Consider the following 20444-nt stretch of genomic DNA (forward strand, 5'->3'; position numbering starts at 1 on the left):
TACGCTGGGATCCGGAGGCAAGGTGTCAGAACACAATCTCAACTGGAAGTACGCGGGCGACGTCGTCGTCGAGAGCGCGGCGATGCTCACGGCGCGCGCTCACGCGCACGAACTGGGCGTCGAACCGATCTCCCCGGCGATCGGCGCGCAGATCGCGGTGGTGGCCGCGGCCACCCGCGCGGAGTCCATCGTCGAGGTGGGGACCGGCACCGGCGTCTCCGGGCTCTGGCTGCTTCGCGGTGCCACGAGCGCGGTGCTGACGTCCATCGACACCGAGATCGTGCACCAGCAGCAGGCACGCGCGGCGTTCACGGAGGCCGGCATCACGACCAACCGCATCCGCCTCATCACCGGCAGCGCGCTCGACGTCCTGCCGCGGATGAACGAGAACTCCTACGACCTCGTCCTCGTCGACGGCGACCCGGGATCGGTCATCGAGTACGTCGAGCACGGACTCCGTCTGGTGCGTCCCGGCGGCACCGTGCTCGTCCCGCATGCGCTCTGGCGAGGCCGCGTGGCCGATCCGGCTCAGCGGGACGAGACCACAGGACTCTTCCGCTCGCTCGTCCAGGAGATCTCCGCGTCCGACGCGGTCGTCAGCGCCCTGTCCCCCGCCGGCGACGGCCTCCTGCAGATCACCAAACCGAACCTCTGAGCCCTCCGCACGACGACGAACCGGCCGCCATCCTGACTCTGAGAGCAGTGATGACGGCCGGTTCTCGGCTCATGCGGCGTCGGTGACGGGGATCAGCCCGCGCTCACCACACCCGCGAGTGCATCATGCAGTTCTTGAGCCTCTGCGTCGTTGACCGACACGACGAGACGCCCTCCCCCTTCAAGAGGCACTCGCACGATGATGAGCCGACCCTCCTTCACGGCCTCCATTGGCCCGTCTCCGGTGCGTGGCTTCATTGCGGCCATGCGAGTCCCCTCTCGTTATTCGACTGACCCCCATTATCTCGTATCACGGGGGCTCGTGATAATCCTGAGCGCGGCGAGGCGCAGGATGACGCCGGATCCGCACTCAGGGAATGGTCCAATACGCGTTCGCGAGGCCGTACATGACGAAGATCCAACACCATTGCAACGCCAGCGAGACGATGACGACGCCACCGCGATACCAACGGTTCCGTGGGACGGCGACCGCACCGAGGAGTGGGAAGACCGGTACGAGCAGCCGGAAGACACTCGTCTGCGGGAAGAACACCGCGAAGAGGTAGAGGAGGTACGACCCCACCCACAACCGGAGGTCGACACCGAGCCGGCGCACCGGCGGGAGGAACAGGAGCACGACGGAGCCGACGAAGATCGCGGCGACGACGGCGATGCCCGGACCATCCCCGAACCAGAACTGACCGCCCTGGATCCAGGCCGAGAACGGGACGAGGGGCTGCTCCCCGATGAATGCGGCCCGCCACGCCAGCTCCGTCTCGAGGTACGCCTCCGGCGTCCCGGTGACGAGACCGGCGATGACCATCCACGCGAATCCGGCGAGGGCGGCGAGGGCCCCGCCCGCGAGGATGAGGACGACCTCCCGGCGCGCGAGCGGGTCGCGGTGACGGGTGACGATCCGCACGATGAGATGGAGGCCCAGCAGGAGCGAGAAGGCCAGGACTCCGGGACGGGTGAACGCCATGACCGGGATGACCGCGAGGAGCCAGCCGTACCGGCGCGTCACGAGCAGGAGCAGTGCGAGCGTCAGCAGCAGCAGGAACATCGATTCCGCGTAGGCGACCTGGAACACGGCGCTGAGCGGGGCGATGCAGAACAGTACGACGGCGAACATCGCCCGCTCATCGCCGAGACGGATGCGCAGGAGCCGGTGGAACAGCAGAGCCGCCCCCAAGCCGCAGCACAACGAGACGATCACGGCCATGACCGGCCACGGCAGGAAGGTGACGACCGAGAGCGCCTTCACGCCCCCCGGATAGACCGGCATGAACGCCCACGCGTTCTCCGCGACCCGGCCGGCGTCGTCGAGCGGCAGCTGGGTCGGGTAGCCGTACGTCGCGATCCACCAGTACCACTGTCCGTCCCAGCCGGCGGCGAGCGTGCCGAGCGAGGGGAACGCGCCGAACCGGGAGTCCGGCGCCTGCAGCAGACTCGCGACCGCGAACATCGCGGTCGTCACCAGGCGGGACAGCACGTACACGATGGTGATCCGCCCCCACCAGGGCAGGCGGGCCCAGCGCCGGAGCATCGACGGCCGCTCCTCGACCTCGGTCGAGTGGGCCGCGTCAGCGACCATCGGGCCCGGTCAGCCAGGCGCGGAGCCCGCGCTCACAGTCCTCGATGTGCGCGAGCGGGACGCGCTCGTCGTCGGCATGGGCGAGGAGCGGGTCACCCGGTCCGTAGTTGACGGCGGGGACGCCGAGCGCGGAGAAGCGTGCGACGTCCGTCCAGCCGTACTTCGGGGCCGGTGTGCCGCCGACCGCGGCCAGGAAGTCCTGGGCGATCGGCGCGTCGAGCCCGGGACGAGCACCCTCCGCGACGTCCGTCTGCACGACCTCGAAGCCGGAGAAGAGCTCCTCGAGGTGGGCGAGCGCCTCGGCACCCGTCCGGCTCGGAGCGAAGCGGTAGTTCACCTCGACGGTGACGAGGTCGGGGATCACGTTCCCGGCGACGCCGCCGGTGATCCCGACCGCGTTGACGCCCTCCCGGTAGACGAGCCCGTCGACCTCGACCTCCCGTGGCGTGTACGAGGCGAGCGTCGCGAGGACCGGTGAGATCGCGTGGATCGCGTTGACGCCGACCCAGCTCCTGGCCGCGTGCGAGCGCTTGCCGTGGGCGCTCACGTGGACGCGCAGCGTTCCGTTGCAGCCCCCCTCGACGCCGGCGTTGCTCGGCTCGCCGAGGATCGCGAAGTCACCGATGAAGAGGTCGGGACGGTTCCGCGCGAGACGCCCGAGGCCGTTGAGGTCGGATGCGACCTCCTCGTTGTCGTACCACATCCAGGTGATGTCGACGATGGGATCGGTGAGCTCAGCCGCGAGCTTCAGCTGGACCGCGACGCCGCCCTTCATGTCGACCGTCCCTCGACCCCAGAGCACCGCCTCGCCGTCGCGCTCCTCGAACCGGGTCGGGACGTTTCCGTTGATCGGGACGGTGTCGATGTGGCCGGCGATGATGACCCGCTGTGCACGTCCGAGCGAAGTGGAAGCGACCACCGTGTCGCCGTCGCGCACGATCGTCAGGTGCTCGAGACCCTCGAGCGACGCCTCGATCGCGTCGGCGATGCGGGCTTCATCCCCCGAGACGGAGGCGATGTCGCACAGCTGCTGGGTGAGTTCCACCGAGGAGACGGACAGGTCGAGTACGGGGACTTCGGCTGGCATGGCACCAGTGTATTGGCCGTCGACCTGAGTGTTGGCCGGTACCCTGGAGCCATGACCGCTGCGCCTGCCGAGACCCCTGTTCCGACTCACGCCTGGGGCTCCGGCCTCGCGACCATCGCCGCCGACGGCACCGTGCTCGACACCTGGTTCCCCGAGCCCTCGCTCGGACGGATCCCCGAGGGCCGCGACCGCTGGATCGCCCCCGCAGACCTCGAGGCCCTCGCGACCGACGACGAGCGCCGGGCCGTCCGCATCGACATCGTCACGGTCGAGATCGAGCTGCAGGCCGCTCCGCAGAGCACCCCGGACGCCTACCTGCGGCTGCACCTGCTCAGCCACCTGCTCGTCCAGCCGAACACGATCTCGCTCGACGGTGTCTTCGCGCACCTCCCCATCGTCGTCTGGACCAACGCCGGCCCCGTCCACCCCGCGGACTTCGACCGCCTCCGACCGTCGCTCCTCCGCGCCGGCATCCACGCGACCGGCATCGACAAGTTCCCGAGACTCCTCGACTACGTGACGCCCGACAAGGTCCGGATCGCCGACGCCTCGCGCGTCCGGCTCGGCGCCCACCTGGCACCGGGCACCACCGTCATGCACGAGGGCTTCGTCAACTTCAACGCCGGGACCCTCGGCGCGTCGATGGTCGAAGGACGCATCTCGCAGGGCGTCGTCGTCGGTGACGGCAGCGACATCGGGGGTGGTGCGTCGATCATGGGGACGCTCTCCGGCGGCGGGACGCAGCGGGTGGCGATCGGTCAGCGCGCCCTCCTCGGCGCCAACTCCGGCATCGGCATCTCGATCGGCGACGACTCGGTGGTCGAGGCGGGTCTCTACGTGACCGCGGGCACCAAGGTCGTCCTCGCGGGTGCTGCGGCCACGGCCGAAGGCGCGCCGCGCACGGTCAAGGCGGTCGAGCTGTCGGGTGTCCCGAACCTCCTGTTCCGTCGGAACTCACTCACCGGTGCCGTCGAGGTGCTCCCCCGCTCGGGCTCGGGCGTCGAGCTGAACGCGGCACTGCACGCCTGACCCGGCCTCCCGGGACGCAGAACGGCCCCGCATCCGAGGTGGATGCGGGGCCGCCCTTCGACAGGCTCAGGGACCGAACCGGACGGGACTAGCGCGTCGGGAAGGGACGCTCGGGCGAACCCGTGTACAGCTGCTGCGGGCGCCCGATCTTGGTCTGCGGGTCGAGGTTCATCTCACGCCAGTGGGCGATCCACCCGGGCAGGCGTCCGATGGCGAAGAGCACCGTGAACATCCGCGTCGGGAAGCCCATCGCCTTGTAGATGACGCCGGTGTAGAAGTCGACGTTCGGGTAGAGCTTGCGCTCCTTGAAGTAGTCGTCCTCCAGGGCGATCTGCTCGAGCTCCTGAGCCAGGTCGAGCAGCGGGTCGTTGATGCCGAGCGCCCGGAGCACCTCGCCGGCGCTCTCCTTGACGAGCTTGGCGCGCGGGTCGTAGTTCTTGTAGACGCGGTGCCCGAAGCCCATGAGCTTCACGCCGTCTTCTTTGTTCTTCACGCGGTCGACGAAGCGCTGCACGCCCTCGCCGGACTCCTGGATCCGGCCGAGCATCTGCAGGACAGCCTCGTTCGCGCCACCGTGCAGCGGACCCGACAGGGCGTTGATACCGGCGGACACGGAGGCGTAGAGGTTCGCTCCGGTGGAGCCGACGAGGCGGACCGTGGAGGTCGAGGCGTTCTGCTCGTGGTCCTCGTGCAGGATGAGCAGGAGGTCGAGCGCCTTCGACAGGACGGGATCGATCTCGTACGGCTCGGCGAGGTTGCCGAAGTTCAGCTTGAGGAAGTTGTCGACGAAGCTCAACGAGTTGTCGGGGTAGAGGAACGCCTGCCCGACCGACTTCTTGTGCGCATAGGCGGCGATCACCGGGAGCTTCGCGAGCATACGGACCGTCGTGAGCTCGACGTGGTCGGGATCGTGCGGATTGGCGTCCGACTCGTAGTAGGTCGACATGGCCTGCAGGGCGCTCGACAGGACGGCCATCGGGTGCGCCGTGTGCGGGAGCGCCGAGAAGAACCGCTTGAGGTCCTCGTGGAGGAGCGTGTGGCGCCGGATCTTCTCGTCGAATCCGCCGAGTTCGTCGGCAGTCGGGAGCTCTCCGTGGATGAGCAGCCAGGCGACCTCGAGGAAGGTCGACTGCTTGGCGAGCTGCTCGATCGGGTAGCCGCGGTAGCGCAGGATGCCCTGGTCGCCGTCGATGTACGTGATCGCCGACTTGGTCGCCGCGGTGTTGACGAACCCGTAGTCGAGCGTGGTCAGGCCGGTCTGCCGCGTGAGCGAGGAGATGTCGATACTCGACGCGCCCTGGGCTGACTGGTGGATCGGGAATTCGGCCGTTCCGCCGGGGTAGTTCAGGGTGACCTGCTGCGTCTCGGTGGAAGCCTGTTTCTCGACGTCGCCCACGGCGCCTCCTCATATCTTTGTGCGATAGGGACTCGACATCGCCCTCCGATACGACGGCGTGTCACATACAGCCTAATCGGCTTCGGACCCTACTGCTGTTTCCCACAGTGATCCGGCGACTTCCTTGGAGTTCACCCCGAAATCGGGCGGAGTCCCCGAAGTCGGGCCGCGGCGGCCGCGATGCGCTCGTCGGTAGCGGTCAGGGAGAGCCGCACGTGTTGCGGTCCGGCCTCGCCGTAGAACACCCCTGGACCCGCCAGGACACCGATCGACGCCAGGCGGTCGATACTCACCCAGGCGTCCTGGCCTTCGGTGATCCACAGGTACAGTCCCGCCTCGCTGCGGTCGACCCGGAACCCGGCCTCGCGGACGGCCGGGAGCAGCACCTCGCGTCGGGCGCGGTACCGGGCCTTCTGCTCCGCCACGTGGGCGTCGTCGCCGAGCGCCGCGACCATGGCGGCCTGCAGCGGGGCCGGCAGCATGAGACCCGCGTGCTTCCGGACGGTGACCAGCCGACGCACCAGGCGCTCGTCGCCCGCGAGGAACGCGGCACGGTAGCCGGCCAGGTTGGACTGCTTGCTCAGGGAGTAGATCGCGAGGACACCCTCGGTGTCGCCGTCGGTCACGCGTGGATCGAGCACGGACGGGGTCGGGGTGTCGGACCACTCCCCCTCCCAGCCGAGTTCCGCGTAGCATTCATCGCCCACGAGGACGGCGCCGAGTTCGCGGGCTCTGGCTCGGGCTGCGCGCAGCTCGTCGACCGACAGGACACGACCGTCGGGGTTGCCTGGGGAGTTCAGCCAGACCAGCCGGGTGCTCTCCGGCCATTCGGCGGGGTCGTCGGAGGCGAACGCCTCGGCTCCGGCGATCGCCGCGCCGACCGCGTACGTCGGATAGGCGGCCACCGGGTGGACCACGGTGTCGCCGGCGCCCAGGCCGAGGAGGAAGGCGAGCAGCGCGACGAGTTCCTTCGAGCCGATCGTCGGGAGGACCGCGTCGAGGGTGAGCCCCTCGACACCACGACGGCGCGCGAACCAGTCGACGATCGCCTGCCGGAGTTCGGGCGTGCCGACCGTGGTCGGGTACGCGTGTGCGTCCGTGGCCGCTCGGAGCGCATCCCGGATGAGGCCGGGAGTCGGATCGACCGGCGAACCGATCGAGAGGTCGACGATGCCGTCGGGGTGCCGACGGGCCTGCTCCGCATACGGGACCATGAGGTCCCACGGGTAGTCGGGCAGCGGCTGCAGTGCCACGCGACTACTCGTGGGCTTGTGGCGGCAGCGCGGCGATGAGCGGGTGGTCCGAGGGGATCACGCCGACCTTCGCGGCCCCACCCGGGGAACCGATCTCGTCGAAGAACTCGACATTGGCCTTGTAGTAGTCCGCCCACTCCTCGGGAAGGTCGTCCTCGTAGTAGATGGCCTCCACCGGGCAGACCGGCTCGCACGCACCGCAGTCGACGCATTCGTCGGGGTGGATGTAGAGCGACCGTTCACCCTCGTAGATGCAGTCGACGGGGCATTCGTCGATGCAGGCGCGGTCCTTCACATCGACGCACGGCAGGGCGATCACGTAGGTCACGGGCGGGTGGCTCCCTTCACGAGCACTGAGTTGTCCAGTCTACGCCTGCGGCGAGACGGGGAACGGTTCGGGCGCCGGTCCCGCGGGACGGTCGTCGCGCGTGCGGGCGCGCTCCGGGAGCTTCGGCCACGCCACGACGAGGACGGCGATGAGACCGGGGGCGATGGTCCAGACGAGGCCCGAGACGCTCTGCGGGATGAGGACGGAGCCACCGGTGCTCTCGAGCAGCAGGATGCCGATCATGAGGATGACCCCGAGCGCCGCTGCCGACGCTGCGAGCCGGTCTCCCAGGACGATGCGGAGTCCGACCAGGAGCATGGCCACGCCGAGGATCCCGAGCACCAGTCCGACCGGGAGGGAGACACCGAGGACGGAGGGCGCCCAGGCGTGCGCGACCGTGCCGATGGCGCCATATGCCAGACCGACGAGGAACGCGAGGACGATCCCGATCACCCGTGATGCTGTGGACTGCTCGTGCGGGGCGTCCTGCTGCGCCGCTGTCGGCGGGAACCAGCGGTCGTCGCCGGCCGTGCGGCCGTCTGGGAGGCTGGGGTCGGGGGCCGGATCGGTCATCCGCCGATTGTATCTGGACAGCCTCAGCATCAGGCGCTATGGTCGACGTCGGATAAGGTTAGCCTTACCCAACCGCGTTCCGAAGTCGCAGCGCCCCGCCCGGACCACGGTCCCCGCCCGGCGCGCCCTCGGATGCATCCCCACCCCGCAGACGACGGCCTCCCCCGGGCGACCGCCTGCTCGACGCCCGAAAGTCCGGTCACGTGCTCGCGAACTACCTCATCGGCCTCCGCGAAGGCCTCGAAGCCGGCCTCATCGTCGGCATCCTCGTCGCCTACCTGAACAAGCTCGGCCGCCGGGACGTCCTCCCCCGGTTGTGGCTCGGCGTCGCCGTCGCGATCGTCGTCTCCCTCGGCGTCGGTGCCATCCTCACCTGGGGACCGTACGGGCTGAGCTTCCAGGCGCAGGAGATCCTCGGCGGCGGACTCTCCATCCTGGCCGTCGGGCTCGTCACCTGGATGATCTTCTGGATGGGGCGCAACGCCCGAGAGCTCAAGCACGACCTCGAGTCACGACTTGACGCCGCCGTCGCCGGATCGGCGATCGGCATCGTCGTCCTCGGCTTCATCAGCGCCGGCCGCGAGGGCATCGAGACCGCCCTCTTCATCTGGGCGAGCGTCAACTCCGGTGAGAACGCCGTCGTCGGCTCGATCGGCGCGCTCCTCGGCATCCTCACCTCCGTCGTCATCGCGTATCTCATCTACCGCGGATTCGTCCGGATCAACCTCGGGACCTTCTTCACGTGGACCGGCCTCTTCCTCGTCGTCGTGGCTGCCGGCGTCCTCGCCTACGGCGTCGGCGACCTCCAGGAGGCGGGTGTCATCCCCGGCTGGGGCCAGGCCGCCTTCGACCTGAGCGCCGTCGTCCCTCCGACGAGCTGGTACGGCACCGTCCTCGGCGGACTCTTCAACTTCACCCCCGCCCCGACCTGGGCGCAGTTCGGTGCGTGGCTGCTGTACCTGGTCGTCACGCTCATCTGCTTCATCCGCGTCTCGGGTCTCGGCCGTCGGCGCCCGACGGCGGTCACGACCCCGGTCGCGACGAACGCCTGACCCGGTCCCCGACCCACCACGAACCAAGCACCAGCACCTTCCGACAGGAGTCTCCATGCAGCACCGCATCATCGCCGGCCTCGCCGGCGCGGGCGTCCTCGCCCTCGCCCTCACGGGATGCGTCCCGAACAAGACCGGCGGCGACGCGCTCACCGTCGCCATCACCGACGACTCGTGCTCGGTGTCCGTGGCGAAGGCGACGGCCGGTGCCGTGACCTTCTCGATCACCAACAACGGCACCGACGTCAACGAGTTCGAGATCCTCGCCTCGGACAAGCTGCGCATCGTCGGCGAGAAGGAGAACGTGACGCCGGGCCAGACGGTGTCCTACGTCGCACAGCTGAACCCCGGCACCTACTACACGGCCTGCAAGTTCCAGCTCGTCGGCGCACCGGTCGGCCTCGCCGAGTTCACCGTGACGGGCGAGAACGCCGCCGTCTCGAAGGACGAGCAGGCGCTCACCGACCAGGCCGTGACGAACTACGTCGCCTACATCAAGTCGCAGGTGGCCGAACTCGTGCCGCAGGTGAAGGCCTTCACCGACGCGTACGCCGCCGGCGACGACGAGACCGCCCGTCAGCTGTTCGCGACGACGCGCGTCTCGTACGAACGCATCGAGCCGACGGCCGAGGCGTTCGGCGACCTCGACCCGAAGATCGACTACCGCGAGGTCGACGCCGTGGCTGAAGGACTCGACTGGACCGGCTTCCACCGGATCGAGAAGGACCTCTGGCCACCGGCAGCCGACGCGCTGAACTCGGACGGCACGAGCGCGCTGACGGACTGGACGCCGTCGACGCCGGAGCAGCGTCAGCAGTTCGCCACCGGTCTCGTCGACGACGTGCAGCAGCTGTTCGACCTCGTCTCCGAGAAGGACTTCACCGTGAGCCTCGGCGACATCTCGAACGGCGCCATCGGTCTCCTCGACGAGGTCGCCGTCGGCAAGATCTCCGGCGAGGAGGACTGGTGGTCCCACACCGACCTCTACGACTTCGCGGCCAACGTGCAGGGAGCCGAGGTCGCGTTCGGCAACGTCAAGGACATCGCCGCGAGCAAGGGCGACGCGGGCACGAAGCTCGTCGGCCAGATCGAGACCGAGTTCACGGCGCTGCAGGACCTGCTCGCGAAGTACGGCAGCCTCGACAGCGGCTTCGTGAGCTACGACACCGTCACCGAGGAGCAGCGCAAGGAGCTCTCCGACCAGGTGAACGCCCTCTCCGAGCCGCTGTCGCAGCTCACCCACACGGTGCTCGGCGTCGCCGAGTAGCACCGAACGGATCCACCGCCGCCTCCGCGGCGCGCCGGGCCGGAACCGCTCAGAGCATTCTGGGGGTTCCGGCCCTGCGGCCTTCCAGCCATCCCTGAATAGCATGAGGTCCGATGACCGAGCACACTCCCCCCACCATGCCTGCACCCGATGCCGGTTCGACGCCCACTGCGGCTGAGCCCGGCGCCGCGTCCGCACCACCGAGCGACCCGCCGCGGCGCGGGCTGTCGCGCCGGGCGCTGTTCGGCCTGGCCGGAGCAGGCGCCGCAGGGCTGGCGGCCGGAGCCGGGGCGACCGCGGCCATCACCGCCGCCGTCAGCGCCTCGGCGAGTGCCACGGGCGTCACGACGGTCTACCCGTTCAACGGGGCCCACCAGAGCGGGATCACGACGCCGGCGCAGGACCGCCTGCACTTCGCCGCGTACGACGTGTCGGCTGGGACCACCCGGGAGGAGCTCATCGAGCTGCTCCAGGACTGGAGTGTCGCCGCGGCACGCATGACGCAAGGCCAGGAGGTCTCCGACGGCGGCGCCGTGGACGGCTCGCCGCTCGCTCCCCCGGTCGACACCGGAGAGGCGCTCGGACTGCCCGCCAGCGGGCTCACGATCACCTTCGGGTTCGGCCCCACGCTCTTCACCGCCGAGGACGGGACGGACCGGTTCGGCATCGCCGACCGGCGCCCGGCCGAGTTGGAGAAGCTCCCCCGCTTCACGGGCGACAACCTGCAGGCGGGCCTGACCGGCGGCGACCTCTGCATCCAGGCGTGCGCCGACGACCCGCAGGTCGCCGTGCACGCGATCCGCAACCTGAGCCGCATCGCGTTCGGACGTGCCTCCATCCGCTGGTCGCAGCTCGGCTTCGGTCGCACCTCGTCGACCTCCACCAGCCAGGTCACGCCGCGCAACCTGTTCGGCTTCAAAGACGGCACCGCGAACGTCAAGTCCGAGGAGACGAAGACGGTCGAGGAGCAGGTGTGGGTCCAGGACGGAGACAGCGCCGCTTGGCTGAGCGGTGGTTCCTACCTCGTGGTCCGGAAGATCCGGATGATCATCGAGACCTGGGACCGCGCGCAGCTCCAGGAGCAGGAGCGCGTCATCGGTCGGAGCAAGGGCGAGGGCGCACCGCTGTCGGGCGGCAAGGAGTTCACTGAGCCCGACTTCGACGCGGTCGGCGCGACGGATCAGCCCCTCATCGACAAGCACTCACACGTGCGTCTGGCGCACCCGACCCAGCTCAAGGGCACGAAGCTCCTGCGACGCGGATACAACTTCGTCGACGGCAATGACGACCTCGGGCGGTTGAACGCCGGGTTGTTCTTCATGTCGTACCAGCGATCGCCGAAGCAGTTCATCGACGTGCAGCGCGCGCTGGCCACCGATGCGCTCAACGAGTACATCAAGCACGTCGGGTCGGCGATCTTCGCGGTGCCCCCGGGCGCGAGCAAGGACGGCTGGGTCGGCGAGACGCTCTTCGCGTAGGAACGGCCCTTCGACAAGCTCAGGGACCTGAAGGGCGCTCAGGGACCGGAGAAGCACCGACCCCGGTCACTGAGCCTGTCGAAGTGCTACTTGACCGTCACCGTGTAGAGGATGCTGTCCGCCGAGGCGACGACCTTCACGTCGTAGGCCGTCGTCGACAGCGTCACGATCGAACCGTCGCCGTTCGCGATCTCCCCGTCGACCGTGAAGCCCGCCGCGACGAGCGCATCCTTGGCTGCGGTGGCGGCGTCGGTCGCCTGCACCGTGACGACGAAGGTGTCCTTGCCGTCGACCGTTCCACGTCCGCCGTTGACCGTGCCGTCGACGACCGGGACCGCGTCGACGGGGTATCCGTCCGGCAGCCCCTCGTCGAGGTTCACGTCGAAATCGCCACCGGTGGCGTCGCGGATGCCCTGCTCGACGGAGTCCTTGACGGTGGACTCGATGACGCTGCACCCGGCGAGCGTCGGGGCGAGGACGAGGGCGGCCAGCAGGGCGAGGGAGGCGGGTCGGCGCATGCGATCAGCTTAACGACCGGATGCCCGGTCTTCCTGAGAGGACCGGGCATCGGGTTGGAGCGGTTACTGCCTACTCGGACTGCTTCTTGAGACGCGAGTAGCTGCGCTGGCGGGCCTGAGCGTCGAGCTCGACCTTGCGGATACGCACGTGCTCGGGCGTGACCTCGACGCACTCGTCCTCGCGGGCGAACTCGAGGCTCTCCTCGAGCGTGAGGACGCGCGGGGGCGTCATCGACTCGAAGTTGTCGGCCGAAGACTGACGCATGTTGGTCAGCTTCTTCTCCTTGGTGATGTTGACGTCCATGTCGTCGTTGCGCGAGTTCTCGCCGATGACCATGCCCTCGTAGACCTCTTCGGTCGGCTGCACGAAGAACGACATGCGCTCCTGCAGCGCGATGATCGCGAAGGGGGTGACCACGCCGGAGCGGTCGGCGACGATCGATCCGTTGTTGCGCGTCGTGATCGCGCCGGCCCACTCGCCGTATCCGTGTGCCAACGCGTTGGCGATACCCGTACCGCGCGTGGCGGTGAGGAACTCGGAGCGGAAGCCGATGAGGCCGCGCGACGGGACGATGAACTCCATGCGGACCCAGCCGGTGCCGTGGTTCGCCATGTTCTCCATGCGGCCCTTGCGAGCGGCGAGGAGCTGGGTGATCGCGCCGAGGTGCTCCTCGGGGGCGTCGATGGTGAGGTGCTCGTACGGCTCGTGGACCTTGCCGTCGATACGCTTCGTGACCACCTGCGGCTTGCCGACGGTGAGCTCGTAGCCTTCGCGACGCATCTGCTCGACGAGGATGGCGAGCGCGAGCTCTCCACGGCCCTGGACCTCCCACGCGTCGGGTCGACCGATGTCGAGGACCTTGAGCGAGACGTTACCGATGAGCTCGCGGTCGAGGCGGTCCTTGACCATGCGTGCGGTGAGCTTGTGGCCCTTGACCTTGCCCATGAGCGGCGAGGTGTTGGTACCGATCGTCATCGAGATGGCCGGGTCGTCGACCGTGATGGCCGGCAGCGCGCGGACGTCCTCGGGGTCGGCCAGGGTGTCGCCGATCATGATGTCGGCGAAACCGGCGACGGCGACGATGTCGCCGGGGCCGGCGCTCTCGGCCGGGTAGCGGTCGAGGGCCTTCGTGATCATGAGCTCGGTGACGCGGACATTGTGGACGTCGCCGTCGTGGCGGACCCAGGCGACCGTCTGGCCCTTCTTCAGCGTGCCGTTGAAGATGCGCAGGAGCGCGAGGCGACCGAGGAACGGCGAGGCGTCGAGGTTCGTGACGTGCGCCTGGAGCGGGTGCTCGTCGTCGTACTGCGGAGCCGGGATGTGCTCGAGGATGGCTGCGAACAGCGGCTCGAGGTCTTCGCTGTCGGGCAGTTCGCCGTTGGCGGGCTTGTTGGACGACGCGCGGCCGGCCTTACCGGAGGCGTAGACGACCGGGACGTCGAGGACGGCGTCGAGGTCGAGGTCGGGGACGTCGTCGACCATGTCGCTGGCGAGACCGATGAGGAGGTCCTGGCTCTCGACGACGACCTCGTCGATGCGCGCGTCGGGGCGGTCGGTCTTGTTGACCAGGAGGATGACCGGCAGCTTGGCCTCGAGCGCCTTGCGGAGCACGAACCGGGTCTGCGGCAGGGGGCCCTCGGACGCGTCGACGAGGAGGACGACGCCGTCGACCATGGACAGGCCGCGCTCGACCTCTCCACCGAAGTCGGCGTGGCCCGGGGTGTCGATGACGTTGATCGTGATCGGGCCGTCGGTGGCGTGTTCGCCCTTGTACGAGATCGCCGTGTTCTTGGCGAGGATGGTGATGCCCTTTTCGCGCTCGAGCTCATTCGAGTCCATGGCGCGTTCTTCGAGGTGGGCGTGTTCGGCGAAAGAGTTGGTCTGTCGCAGCATGGCGTCGACGAGGGTCGTCTTGCCGTGGTCAACGTGGGCCACGATCGCGACATTGCGCAGATCGGAACGAGTGGCGAGCGCCATAAAAGGGTGGCTTCCTTCAAGTGGATGGGATTCGGGCACGATGGTGCCGACGGACCATCATACCGCAGGAGTCCTGGCCGGGGGCTGAACGGCGACGGGCACCGGCGGTTTCCCGCCGATGCCCGTCGTCCTCAGGGTTCAGGAGGAACCCGTCGTGTCGCCTACTTCTTCCAGCCCACGTTCTTCCAGTCGATGGTCTCGAACTGGGTCGGCCCGTAGTTCACGAGGCCGGTCTTGACGCCGTAGGTGTACGGCACCGGGAACAGTGGCAGCGTGGTCGCGAGGGCGACGATCTTCTTGTCGATCTCCTTCGCGATCTCGAGGCGCTTGTCGGGGTCGAGCTCCGCGTTGGCGCTCGCCCAGAGGTCACCGAGCGAGTCGTCGGTGACGCCGGGGAAGTTCTGCCCGGAGTCGGCCGGGTAGAAGATCGACTCGGTGCTGGAGATCGGGAAGGCGGTGCCCTGCCACGCGAAGCTCACGGCGTCGAAGTCGCGGGTCTCGGTGGTGACGTACTTCGTGAAGAAGTCGTCCGAGGGGACGGTGTCGATCTGGAGGTCGAAGCCCGACTCCTTCACCATGGCCTGCACCTGCTGCGACGTCTCGGCGGAGACCGGGTTGTCGGAGTCGATGACGTAGCGGACGGTCAGCTTCTTGCCGTCCTTCTCGCGGATGCCGTCGCTGCCTTCCTTCCAACCGGCGTCCTCGAGCTGCTTCTTGGCCGCGTCGATGTCGTAGCCGAGCACCTTGGAGGCGTCGTCCTCGTAGCCGTCCTGGCCCGGGAGGAAGATGAGGTTGTTCAGCAGGTCGGTCGGTGCGTCGATCGCTGCGAGGCGAGCCTCGGCGATGGTCTGACGGTTGATCGACTTGGCGAACGCCTGGCGGACCTCGGGGTCGCTGAGGACCTCGGACGTACCGTTCAGCGTGATGTGGTTGTAGGTGGTGCCGCGCGAACGCTGGATCTCGGCGTCGCTGCGCTTCTGGGCCGTCTGATAGTTGTCGGCGTTGGAACCCACGCTGAAGACGTCGATCTCACTGTTGGAGAACGCCTGGGCGAGCCCGGCACGGGAGATCTGCTTGAAGATGATGCTGTCGAGCTTCGGCTTGTCGCCCCACCACTTCGGGTTGGGCGCGAAGGTGACGACGGCACCGGTCTGGTCGATCTTGCTGACGATGTACGGGCCACCCGACACGTAGGTCGTGCCGTCGGCCGCGTACGGTCCGGTCGCCCAAAGGGTGTTGAACGACTCGGGCGTCGCGCCGAGCCACTTCGGCCAGATGTTGCCGAGGATGGACGGCCAGTCGGCGTTCTTGTTCTTGAACGTGATGAGGACGTCCTGCGGGCTGTCACCGGCGGTGACGGACTCGATGTCCTTCCACACGTTCGTGGACGTGGGTGCGTACGCCTCGTTCGCGCCGTTCAGGGACTGCCACGTCGCAGCGACGTCGTCGACGCTGATCGCGGTGCCGTCGGACCACACGGCGTCGGGGTTGATCTTGATCTCGACGACCTGCGGGTCCTCGCTCTTCAGCTCGACCGAGGTCGCGTAGTCAGGGTTCGCCTCCCAGGAGCCGTCCTCCTTGATCTTGACGAACGACGGGGTGTACAGGTTGGTGAGGAACTGGTCGTCGACCGTACCGGCGTCGAGGTTGTTGAGGTTCCAGTTGGCCGGGATCGTGTCGACCGCGAGGTTGAGTGTGCCGCCCTGGGCGATCTGGTCGGCGTCGGCGCGCTCCCAGCCGGTGCCGGACAGCTCGGCGGGCTTCGACGTCGAGCCGCCACCGCCTGAACCGCCTCCGGTGCAAGCCGTCAATGCGAGGGCGACGATCGAGACGCCGGCGAGGATCATCCCGCCGCGCCGCTTCGATCCCTGTGTTCTGGAACTCATCGAGATCCACCTTTCGTGACGTGTAACTGCGCAACGCCGCACCGATGCGGAGCGGAAGGCGCGCAGGCCAATGTGGACCATCTTGCACCCGCTCCGGGGATCCCCCACAAGTGGGCACGAATTGTTACCGTTTCGATTTCTCGACGGTACGAGCCGGAAACATACGTTTCGTTTCCTGAGTACACGCGTCGTTTTCTGATTCCCGACAGTTCGGGGTTACAGTGTCTCCACCCCACGAGGGGAGCACAGCTGACGGGACGACGCGGTCCCGCACAACGACTTCGCAAGGCTGGTACATGATCGGGTTCATTGCACGGCGGTTGGTCAACTACCTGTTCCTCTCCGCCATCGCCACCATGCTGGGCTACGTGCTCGTGAGCATGACGCTCCAGCCCTCGGCCCGGTTCCTCGGGAAGAACCCGCCCATCCCGCAGTCCTCGATCGACGCGGCGCTCGACAAGATGGGCGTCAACCCGAAGGTGCCGCTGCTCGAACGCCTCTGGGACTGGGTCACCCAGCTCGTGACCACCGGGTCCCTCGGCGTCAGCACCCGCGGCACCCAGGTCACGGCCGACATCTTCGAGCGCTCGGGCACGAGCCTCCGACTCCTCGTCATCGGCACCATCCTGGGCGCGGTCATCGGCGTCGCCCTCGGCGTCTGGGGCGCCGTCCGGCAGTACCGGGCCAGCGACCAGATCATCACCTACGCCTCGTTCACGATCCTCGCGATGCCCGTCTTCGTCATCGGCGTCGTGCTCATGATCCTCGCGACGTCGCTCAACCAGGCGGTCGGCACGAACGTCATCAACTTCACCGGCGAGTACACCGCCGGCTTACAGGGCGGGTTCTGGACACAGTTCGGCGACCGGGCGATGCATCTGCTGTTGCCCACCATCACCCTCACCGTCGGCGCCGTCGCCTCGTACTCGCGGTACCAGCGCAGCGCCATGCTCGACGTGATGAGCGCCGACTACATCCGGACCGCCCGCTCGAAGGGCCGGACCCGCGGCTCCGCGATCATCCGACACGGCGTCCGCGTCGCGCTCATCCCGATGTCGACGTTCTTCGCCTACTCCTTCGGGCTCATCCTCACCGGCGCGAGTGTGACGGAGAACGTCTTCAGCTGGCACGGCATGGGCGAGTACCTCCTCACGAGCGTCTCGAACTCGGACATCAACGCCGCCGCCGGAACGATCCTCTTCACCTCCATCCTCGTCCTGATCGCCGGAACCCTCTCCGACGTGATCTATGCGGCGCTCGACCCGAGAGTGCGGGTGTAACGACATGGCACTGACCGACCCATCGACCCTCACCGTCGGGGAACCCGAGACGATGCGGGATACGCCCAAGCGGCCGCAGTCCCGCGGACGCACGATCCTCCGGAAGGTGCTCGCCACGAAGCGCGCCCGCATCGGCGGTGGCGTGCTCCTCTTCATCATCCTCTGGGCCTTCATCGGCCCGCTGCTCTCCCCCTGGTCCTTCACCGACCAGGACGGCCTCGCCTTCAGCCAGCCGCCCTCGCTGTCGCACTGGTTCGGCACGAACAACATCGGCCAGGACGTGTACGCGCAGACCCTCGTCGGTCTGCAGAAGTCCATCGTCATCGGCCTGATCGTCGGCCCGGGGGCGGCGATCATCGCCGGACTCGTCGGGGCCATCGCCGGTTACGTCGGCGGCGTCTGGGACAAGGCGATCGTCTGGCTCATCGACCTGCTCCTCGTCATCCCCGGCTTCTTCCTCCTCGTGCTCCTCAGCCCGGCGTTCAAGTCGCTCTCCTGGCTCGCCCTCGTCGTCTTCCTCGTCCTGTTCGGCTGGATGGTGCTCGCCCGCGTCATCCGCGGGCAGACGATGTCGCTCCGCGAACGCGAGTACGTCAAGGCCGCTCGCTTCATGGGCGTCCCCGGGTTCACGATCATCCGTCGGCACATCATCCCGAACGTCGCGAGCCTCCTCATCATCGACGCGACGCTCGGCATCGGCGCGGCGATCCTGTCGGAGACGACGCTGAGCTTCTTCGGCTTCGGCGTCCAAGCACCCGACGTCTCGCTCGGCACCCTGCTCGCCGCCGGTGCGAGTGCGGCCGTGACGCGGCCCTGGCTGTTCGTCTTCCCGGCAGCGATCCTCGTCATCACCGTGCTCGCCTCGAGCCTCCTCGGCGACGCCCTCCGCGACGCCATCGACCCGACCTCAGGAGCCAACCGTGACTGACCCCCAGGCGACAGCGCCGCTCCTCAAGGTCGACGACCTCACCGTCACCTTCCCCAACGCCGGCACGCCCGTGCACGCCGTCCGCGGTGTCTCCTACGAGGTGCGGCGAGGCGAGTTCCTCGGCATCGTCGGCGAGTCGGGCTCCGGCAAGAGCGTCTCCTCGATGGCCGTCATGGGGCTGCTCCCGACCAACGCGCAGGTGAGCGGCAGCATCCGCTACGACGGCGTCGAGCTGCTCGGCCAGTCCGACAAGGAACTGTCGAAGATCCGCGGGCGCGACATCGCCATGATCTTCCAGGACCCGCTCTCGGCCCTCACACCCGTCTACACGATCGGTCAGCAGATCGCCGAGGGGCTCCGCCTCCACGACTCCGCGCTCTCGCAGCGCGCCGCCGAGACCCGGGCCGTCGAACTGCTGAAGATCGTCGGCATCCCGAACGCGGAGCGGCGTGCGAAGGCGTTCCCGCACGAGTTCTCCGGCGGCATGCGTCAGCGGGCCATGATCGCGATCGCCATCGCGAACGACCCGCAGCTGATCATCGCCGACGAGCCGACCACCGCGCTCGACGTCACCATCCAGGCGCAGATCCTCGAGGTGCTCCAGAAGGCGAAGGACATCACCGGCGCCGCCGTGGTGCTCATCACGCACGACCTCGGTGTCGTCGCCGGCAACGCCGACCGGGTCGCCGTGATGTATGCGGGCCGGATCGTCGAGACGGCACCCGTCGTCCCGTTGTTCCGCGAACCCCTCATGCCGTACACGATCGGTCTGCTGCGATCCATGCCGAACATGGCCGCGAACCAGCAGGAACGACTCGTCCCACTCGAGGGACGCCCACCGCTGTTGACGACCGTGCCGACCGGCTGCCCCTTCGCCCCGCGCTGCCCGATCGCCGTGGCCGCCTGCCTCGAGGGTGAACCGGCGCTGCTCCCCGTCCTCGACGGTCCCGTCGAGGACCCGACGACCTCGGTCGACCACACCGCGGCGTGCATCCGCGCCGGCGAGATCGCCGACGGATCGCTGCGCCGCCCGGAGATCTTCCCTCGGCCGGACGAGGTGCCGGAGGAGCTCGTCGCCGAGGTCGCCCAGGAGACCGTCCTCGACGTCCGCGACCTGACCCGCGCCTTCCCGCTCACGAAGGGCGTCGTGTTCCGTCGCAACATCGGCACCGTCCGCGCGGTCGACGGCGTCTCGTTCAGTGTGCAGCGCGGACGCACCCTCGGCCTCGTCGGGGAGTCCGGCTGCGGGAAGACGACGACGATCATGGAGATCCTCGAACTCGCCAGGACGCAGGGCGGCAGCATCCACGTGAACGGGGTCGACACCGCGACGCTGTCGAAGCCCGACCGCCGGAAGCTGCGCAGCGACATCCAGGTGGTGTTCCAGGACCCGATGGCCTCGCTCGATCCGCGCATGACGATCGAGGACATCATCGGCGAACCGTTGACCGTCCACGGGGTCTCCCCGACCGAGATCCGCTCCCGCGTCGGTGCCATGCTCGAACTCGTCGGCCTGGAGCCGTCCTTCGCCGGCCGGTACCCGCACGAGTTCTCGGGTGGCCAGCGACAGCGCATCGGCATCGCCCGGGCGCTCGTCGTCGAACCGAAGATCCTCGTGCTCGACGAGCCGGTCTCCGCGCTCGACGTCTCCGTCCAGGCCGGCGTCATCAACCTGCTCGAAGACCTCAAGCAGCGGCTCGGACTCTCGTACCTGTTCGTCGCCCACGACCTCGCCGTCGTCCGGCACATCGCCGACGACGTGGCGGTCATGTACCTCGGGCGCATCGTCGAGTACGGACCCAGTGCCACGATCTTCGACGACCCGAAGCACCCGTACACGCAGGCGCTCCTCTCCGCGGTGCCGGTCCCGGACCCCGAGATCGAACGCAGCCGGCAGCGCATCCTGCTGAACGGCGACCTCCCCTCCCCCAGCGACGACCGGGTCGGCTGCAGTTTCCGGAGCCGCTGCCCGCTGTTCCAGTTGCTGCCGGCGGAGAAGCAGGCGGTCTGCGAACGCGACGATCCGCGAGAACGCCCCGTCGACGGACGGCTCGTGGCGTGCCACCACGCGGAGAGTGATCGGCTCGTCACCGCCTGATCGAGCCGCACGGCCCCCGCGGGTCGGCGGCCTGGAAGGATGGTG

18 protein-coding genes are annotated in these 20444 nt (G+C 68.4%); 8 read left to right on the forward strand and 10 right to left on the reverse strand.

What is annotated here, in order from left to right; all coding sequences use genetic code 11:
• The first annotated feature begins 22 nt into the window (after nt 1–22).
• Nucleotides 23–655, forward strand: a complete 633-nt coding sequence (locus tag IFU11_RS03865) for an O-methyltransferase (protein WP_064296167.1) — start codon at nt 23–25, stop codon at nt 653–655.
• Nucleotides 656–747: 92 nt separating this feature from the next.
• Here the strand turns inward: IFU11_RS03865 and IFU11_RS03870 are convergent, their stop codons facing one another.
• The 3 genes from IFU11_RS03870 to dapE all read right to left on the reverse strand — a co-directional run bounded on the left by IFU11_RS03870 (nt 748) and on the right by dapE (nt 3335).
• On the reverse strand, nt 748–921 hold the full coding sequence (locus tag IFU11_RS03870; RefSeq protein ID WP_079002123.1) for a DUF3117 domain-containing protein: 174 nt from the start codon (nt 919–921) through the stop codon (nt 748–750).
• Between the two features lie 103 nt (nt 922–1024).
• Complete coding sequence (locus IFU11_RS03875) at nt 1025–2248, reverse strand: hypothetical protein (protein WP_244631624.1); 1224 nt, start codon at nt 2246–2248, stop codon at nt 1025–1027.
• Nucleotides 2238–3335 (reverse strand): succinyl-diaminopimelate desuccinylase, encoded by a 1098-nt coding sequence (gene dapE, locus IFU11_RS03880; protein WP_071261029.1) that lies wholly within the window; start codon nt 3333–3335, stop codon nt 2238–2240. The genes IFU11_RS03875 and dapE overlap by 11 nt, the downstream gene beginning before the upstream one ends.
• Before the next feature lie 51 nt (nt 3336–3386).
• Here dapE and dapD point away from each other — a divergent pair, with 51 nt between their 5' ends.
• The gene (dapD, locus tag IFU11_RS03885; protein ID WP_071261031.1) at nt 3387–4364 is read left to right on the forward strand and encodes a 2,3,4,5-tetrahydropyridine-2,6-dicarboxylate N-succinyltransferase; all 978 of its coding nucleotides are present in this window, start codon (nt 3387–3389) and stop codon (nt 4362–4364) included.
• A gap of 88 nt (nt 4365–4452) precedes the next feature.
• On the opposite strand, the gene IFU11_RS03890 is transcribed toward dapD, so the two are convergent.
• The 4 genes from IFU11_RS03890 to IFU11_RS03905 all read right to left on the reverse strand — a co-directional run bounded on the left by IFU11_RS03890 (nt 4453) and on the right by IFU11_RS03905 (nt 7914).
• Nucleotides 4453–5712: a citrate synthase gene (locus tag IFU11_RS03890; RefSeq protein ID WP_064296340.1), complete on the reverse strand. Its 1260-nt coding sequence runs from the start codon at nt 5710–5712 to the stop codon at nt 4453–4455.
• Nucleotides 5713–5891: 179 nt separating this feature from the next.
• On the reverse strand, nt 5892–7013 hold the full coding sequence (gene dapC, locus IFU11_RS03895) for a succinyldiaminopimelate transaminase (RefSeq protein ID WP_342450852.1): 1122 nt from the start codon (nt 7011–7013) through the stop codon (nt 5892–5894).
• A gap of 4 nt (nt 7014–7017) precedes the next feature.
• Nucleotides 7018–7341: a ferredoxin gene (gene fdxA, locus IFU11_RS03900; RefSeq protein WP_079705538.1), complete on the reverse strand. Its 324-nt coding sequence runs from the start codon at nt 7339–7341 to the stop codon at nt 7018–7020.
• Between the two features lie 39 nt (nt 7342–7380).
• Nucleotides 7381–7914, reverse strand: a complete 534-nt coding sequence (locus IFU11_RS03905; protein WP_192018200.1) for a hypothetical protein — start codon at nt 7912–7914, stop codon at nt 7381–7383.
• Nucleotides 7915–8117: 203 nt separating this feature from the next.
• Between IFU11_RS03905 and efeU the strand changes: the two genes are divergently transcribed.
• From efeU to efeB, 3 genes are all read left to right on the forward strand, one after another.
• Complete coding sequence (gene efeU, locus IFU11_RS03910; protein ID WP_192018201.1) at nt 8118–8966, forward strand: iron uptake transporter permease EfeU; 849 nt, start codon at nt 8118–8120, stop codon at nt 8964–8966.
• A gap of 55 nt (nt 8967–9021) precedes the next feature.
• The gene (gene efeO / locus IFU11_RS03915; protein ID WP_192018202.1) at nt 9022–10233 is read left to right on the forward strand and encodes an iron uptake system protein EfeO; all 1212 of its coding nucleotides are present in this window, start codon (nt 9022–9024) and stop codon (nt 10231–10233) included.
• A 113-nt stretch (nt 10234–10346) separates the two neighbouring features.
• Complete coding sequence (gene efeB, locus IFU11_RS03920) at nt 10347–11711, forward strand: iron uptake transporter deferrochelatase/peroxidase subunit (protein ID WP_244631625.1); 1365 nt, start codon at nt 10347–10349, stop codon at nt 11709–11711.
• A gap of 86 nt (nt 11712–11797) precedes the next feature.
• Here the strand turns inward: efeB and IFU11_RS03925 are convergent, their stop codons facing one another.
• The 3 genes from IFU11_RS03925 to IFU11_RS03935 all read right to left on the reverse strand — a co-directional run bounded on the left by IFU11_RS03925 (nt 11798) and on the right by IFU11_RS03935 (nt 16093).
• Nucleotides 11798–12229 carry a hypothetical protein gene (locus tag IFU11_RS03925; protein WP_133059959.1) on the reverse strand — a complete coding sequence of 144 codons (432 nt, stop codon included), beginning with the start codon at nt 12227–12229 and terminating at the stop codon, nt 11798–11800.
• 70 nt (nt 12230–12299) lie between these two features.
• Nucleotides 12300–14207 (reverse strand): translational GTPase TypA, encoded by a 1908-nt coding sequence (gene typA / locus IFU11_RS03930; RefSeq protein ID WP_056007297.1) that lies wholly within the window; start codon nt 14205–14207, stop codon nt 12300–12302.
• A 161-nt stretch (nt 14208–14368) separates the two neighbouring features.
• Entirely contained in the window at nt 14369–16093 is a 1725-nt protein-coding gene (locus tag IFU11_RS03935) for an ABC transporter family substrate-binding protein (protein WP_192018203.1), read from the reverse strand.
• Between the two features lie 296 nt (nt 16094–16389).
• Between IFU11_RS03935 and IFU11_RS03940 the strand changes: the two genes are divergently transcribed.
• From IFU11_RS03940 to IFU11_RS03950, 3 genes are read left to right on the forward strand one after another with little or no spacing between them, the layout of a single operon-like run.
• Nucleotides 16390–17373, forward strand: coding sequence for an ABC transporter permease (locus IFU11_RS03940; protein WP_079705532.1), 984 nt, complete (start codon nt 16390–16392; stop codon nt 17371–17373).
• A gap of 4 nt (nt 17374–17377) precedes the next feature.
• Nucleotides 17378–18301: an ABC transporter permease gene (locus IFU11_RS03945; RefSeq protein ID WP_191940786.1), complete on the forward strand. Its 924-nt coding sequence runs from the start codon at nt 17378–17380 to the stop codon at nt 18299–18301.
• Nucleotides 18294–20399 carry an ABC transporter ATP-binding protein gene (locus IFU11_RS03950; protein ID WP_192018204.1) on the forward strand — a complete coding sequence of 702 codons (2106 nt, stop codon included), beginning with the start codon at nt 18294–18296 and terminating at the stop codon, nt 20397–20399. The genes IFU11_RS03945 and IFU11_RS03950 overlap by 8 nt, the downstream gene beginning before the upstream one ends.
• The last annotated feature ends 45 nt before the right edge of the window (nt 20400–20444 follow it).

Origin of the sequence: Plantibacter sp. CFBP 8804 (genome assembly GCF_014841225.1) — a bacterium.
Lineage (GTDB): Bacteria > Actinomycetota > Actinomycetes > Actinomycetales > Microbacteriaceae > Plantibacter > Plantibacter auratus.

Coding starts and splice junctions, on each gene's coding strand:
- IFU11_RS03870 (WP_079002123.1), bottom strand. CDS start 921: ATGGCCGCAATGAAGCCACGCACCGGAGACGGGCCAATGGAGGCCGTG.
- IFU11_RS03875 (WP_244631624.1), bottom strand. CDS start 2,248: ATGGTCGCTGACGCGGCCCACTCGACCGAGGTCGAGGAGCGGCCGTCG.
- dapE (WP_071261029.1), bottom strand. CDS start 3,335: ATGCCAGCCGAAGTCCCCGTACTCGACCTGTCCGTCTCCTCGGTGGAA.
- dapD (WP_071261031.1), top strand. CDS start 3,387: ATGACCGCTGCGCCTGCCGAGACCCCTGTTCCGACTCACGCCTGGGGC.
- IFU11_RS03905 (WP_192018200.1), bottom strand. CDS start 7,914: ATGACCGATCCGGCCCCCGACCCCAGCCTCCCAGACGGCCGCACGGCC.
- efeO (WP_192018202.1), top strand. CDS start 9,022: ATGCAGCACCGCATCATCGCCGGCCTCGCCGGCGCGGGCGTCCTCGCC.
- efeB (WP_244631625.1), top strand. CDS start 10,347: ATGACCGAGCACACTCCCCCCACCATGCCTGCACCCGATGCCGGTTCG.
- IFU11_RS03925 (WP_133059959.1), bottom strand. CDS start 12,229: ATGCGCCGACCCGCCTCCCTCGCCCTGCTGGCCGCCCTCGTCCTCGCC.
- typA (WP_056007297.1), bottom strand. CDS start 14,207: ATGGCGCTCGCCACTCGTTCCGATCTGCGCAATGTCGCGATCGTGGCC.
- IFU11_RS03935 (WP_192018203.1), bottom strand. CDS start 16,093: ATGAGTTCCAGAACACAGGGATCGAAGCGGCGCGGCGGGATGATCCTC.
- IFU11_RS03940 (WP_079705532.1), top strand. CDS start 16,390: ATGATCGGGTTCATTGCACGGCGGTTGGTCAACTACCTGTTCCTCTCC.
- IFU11_RS03945 (WP_191940786.1), top strand. CDS start 17,378: ATGGCACTGACCGACCCATCGACCCTCACCGTCGGGGAACCCGAGACG.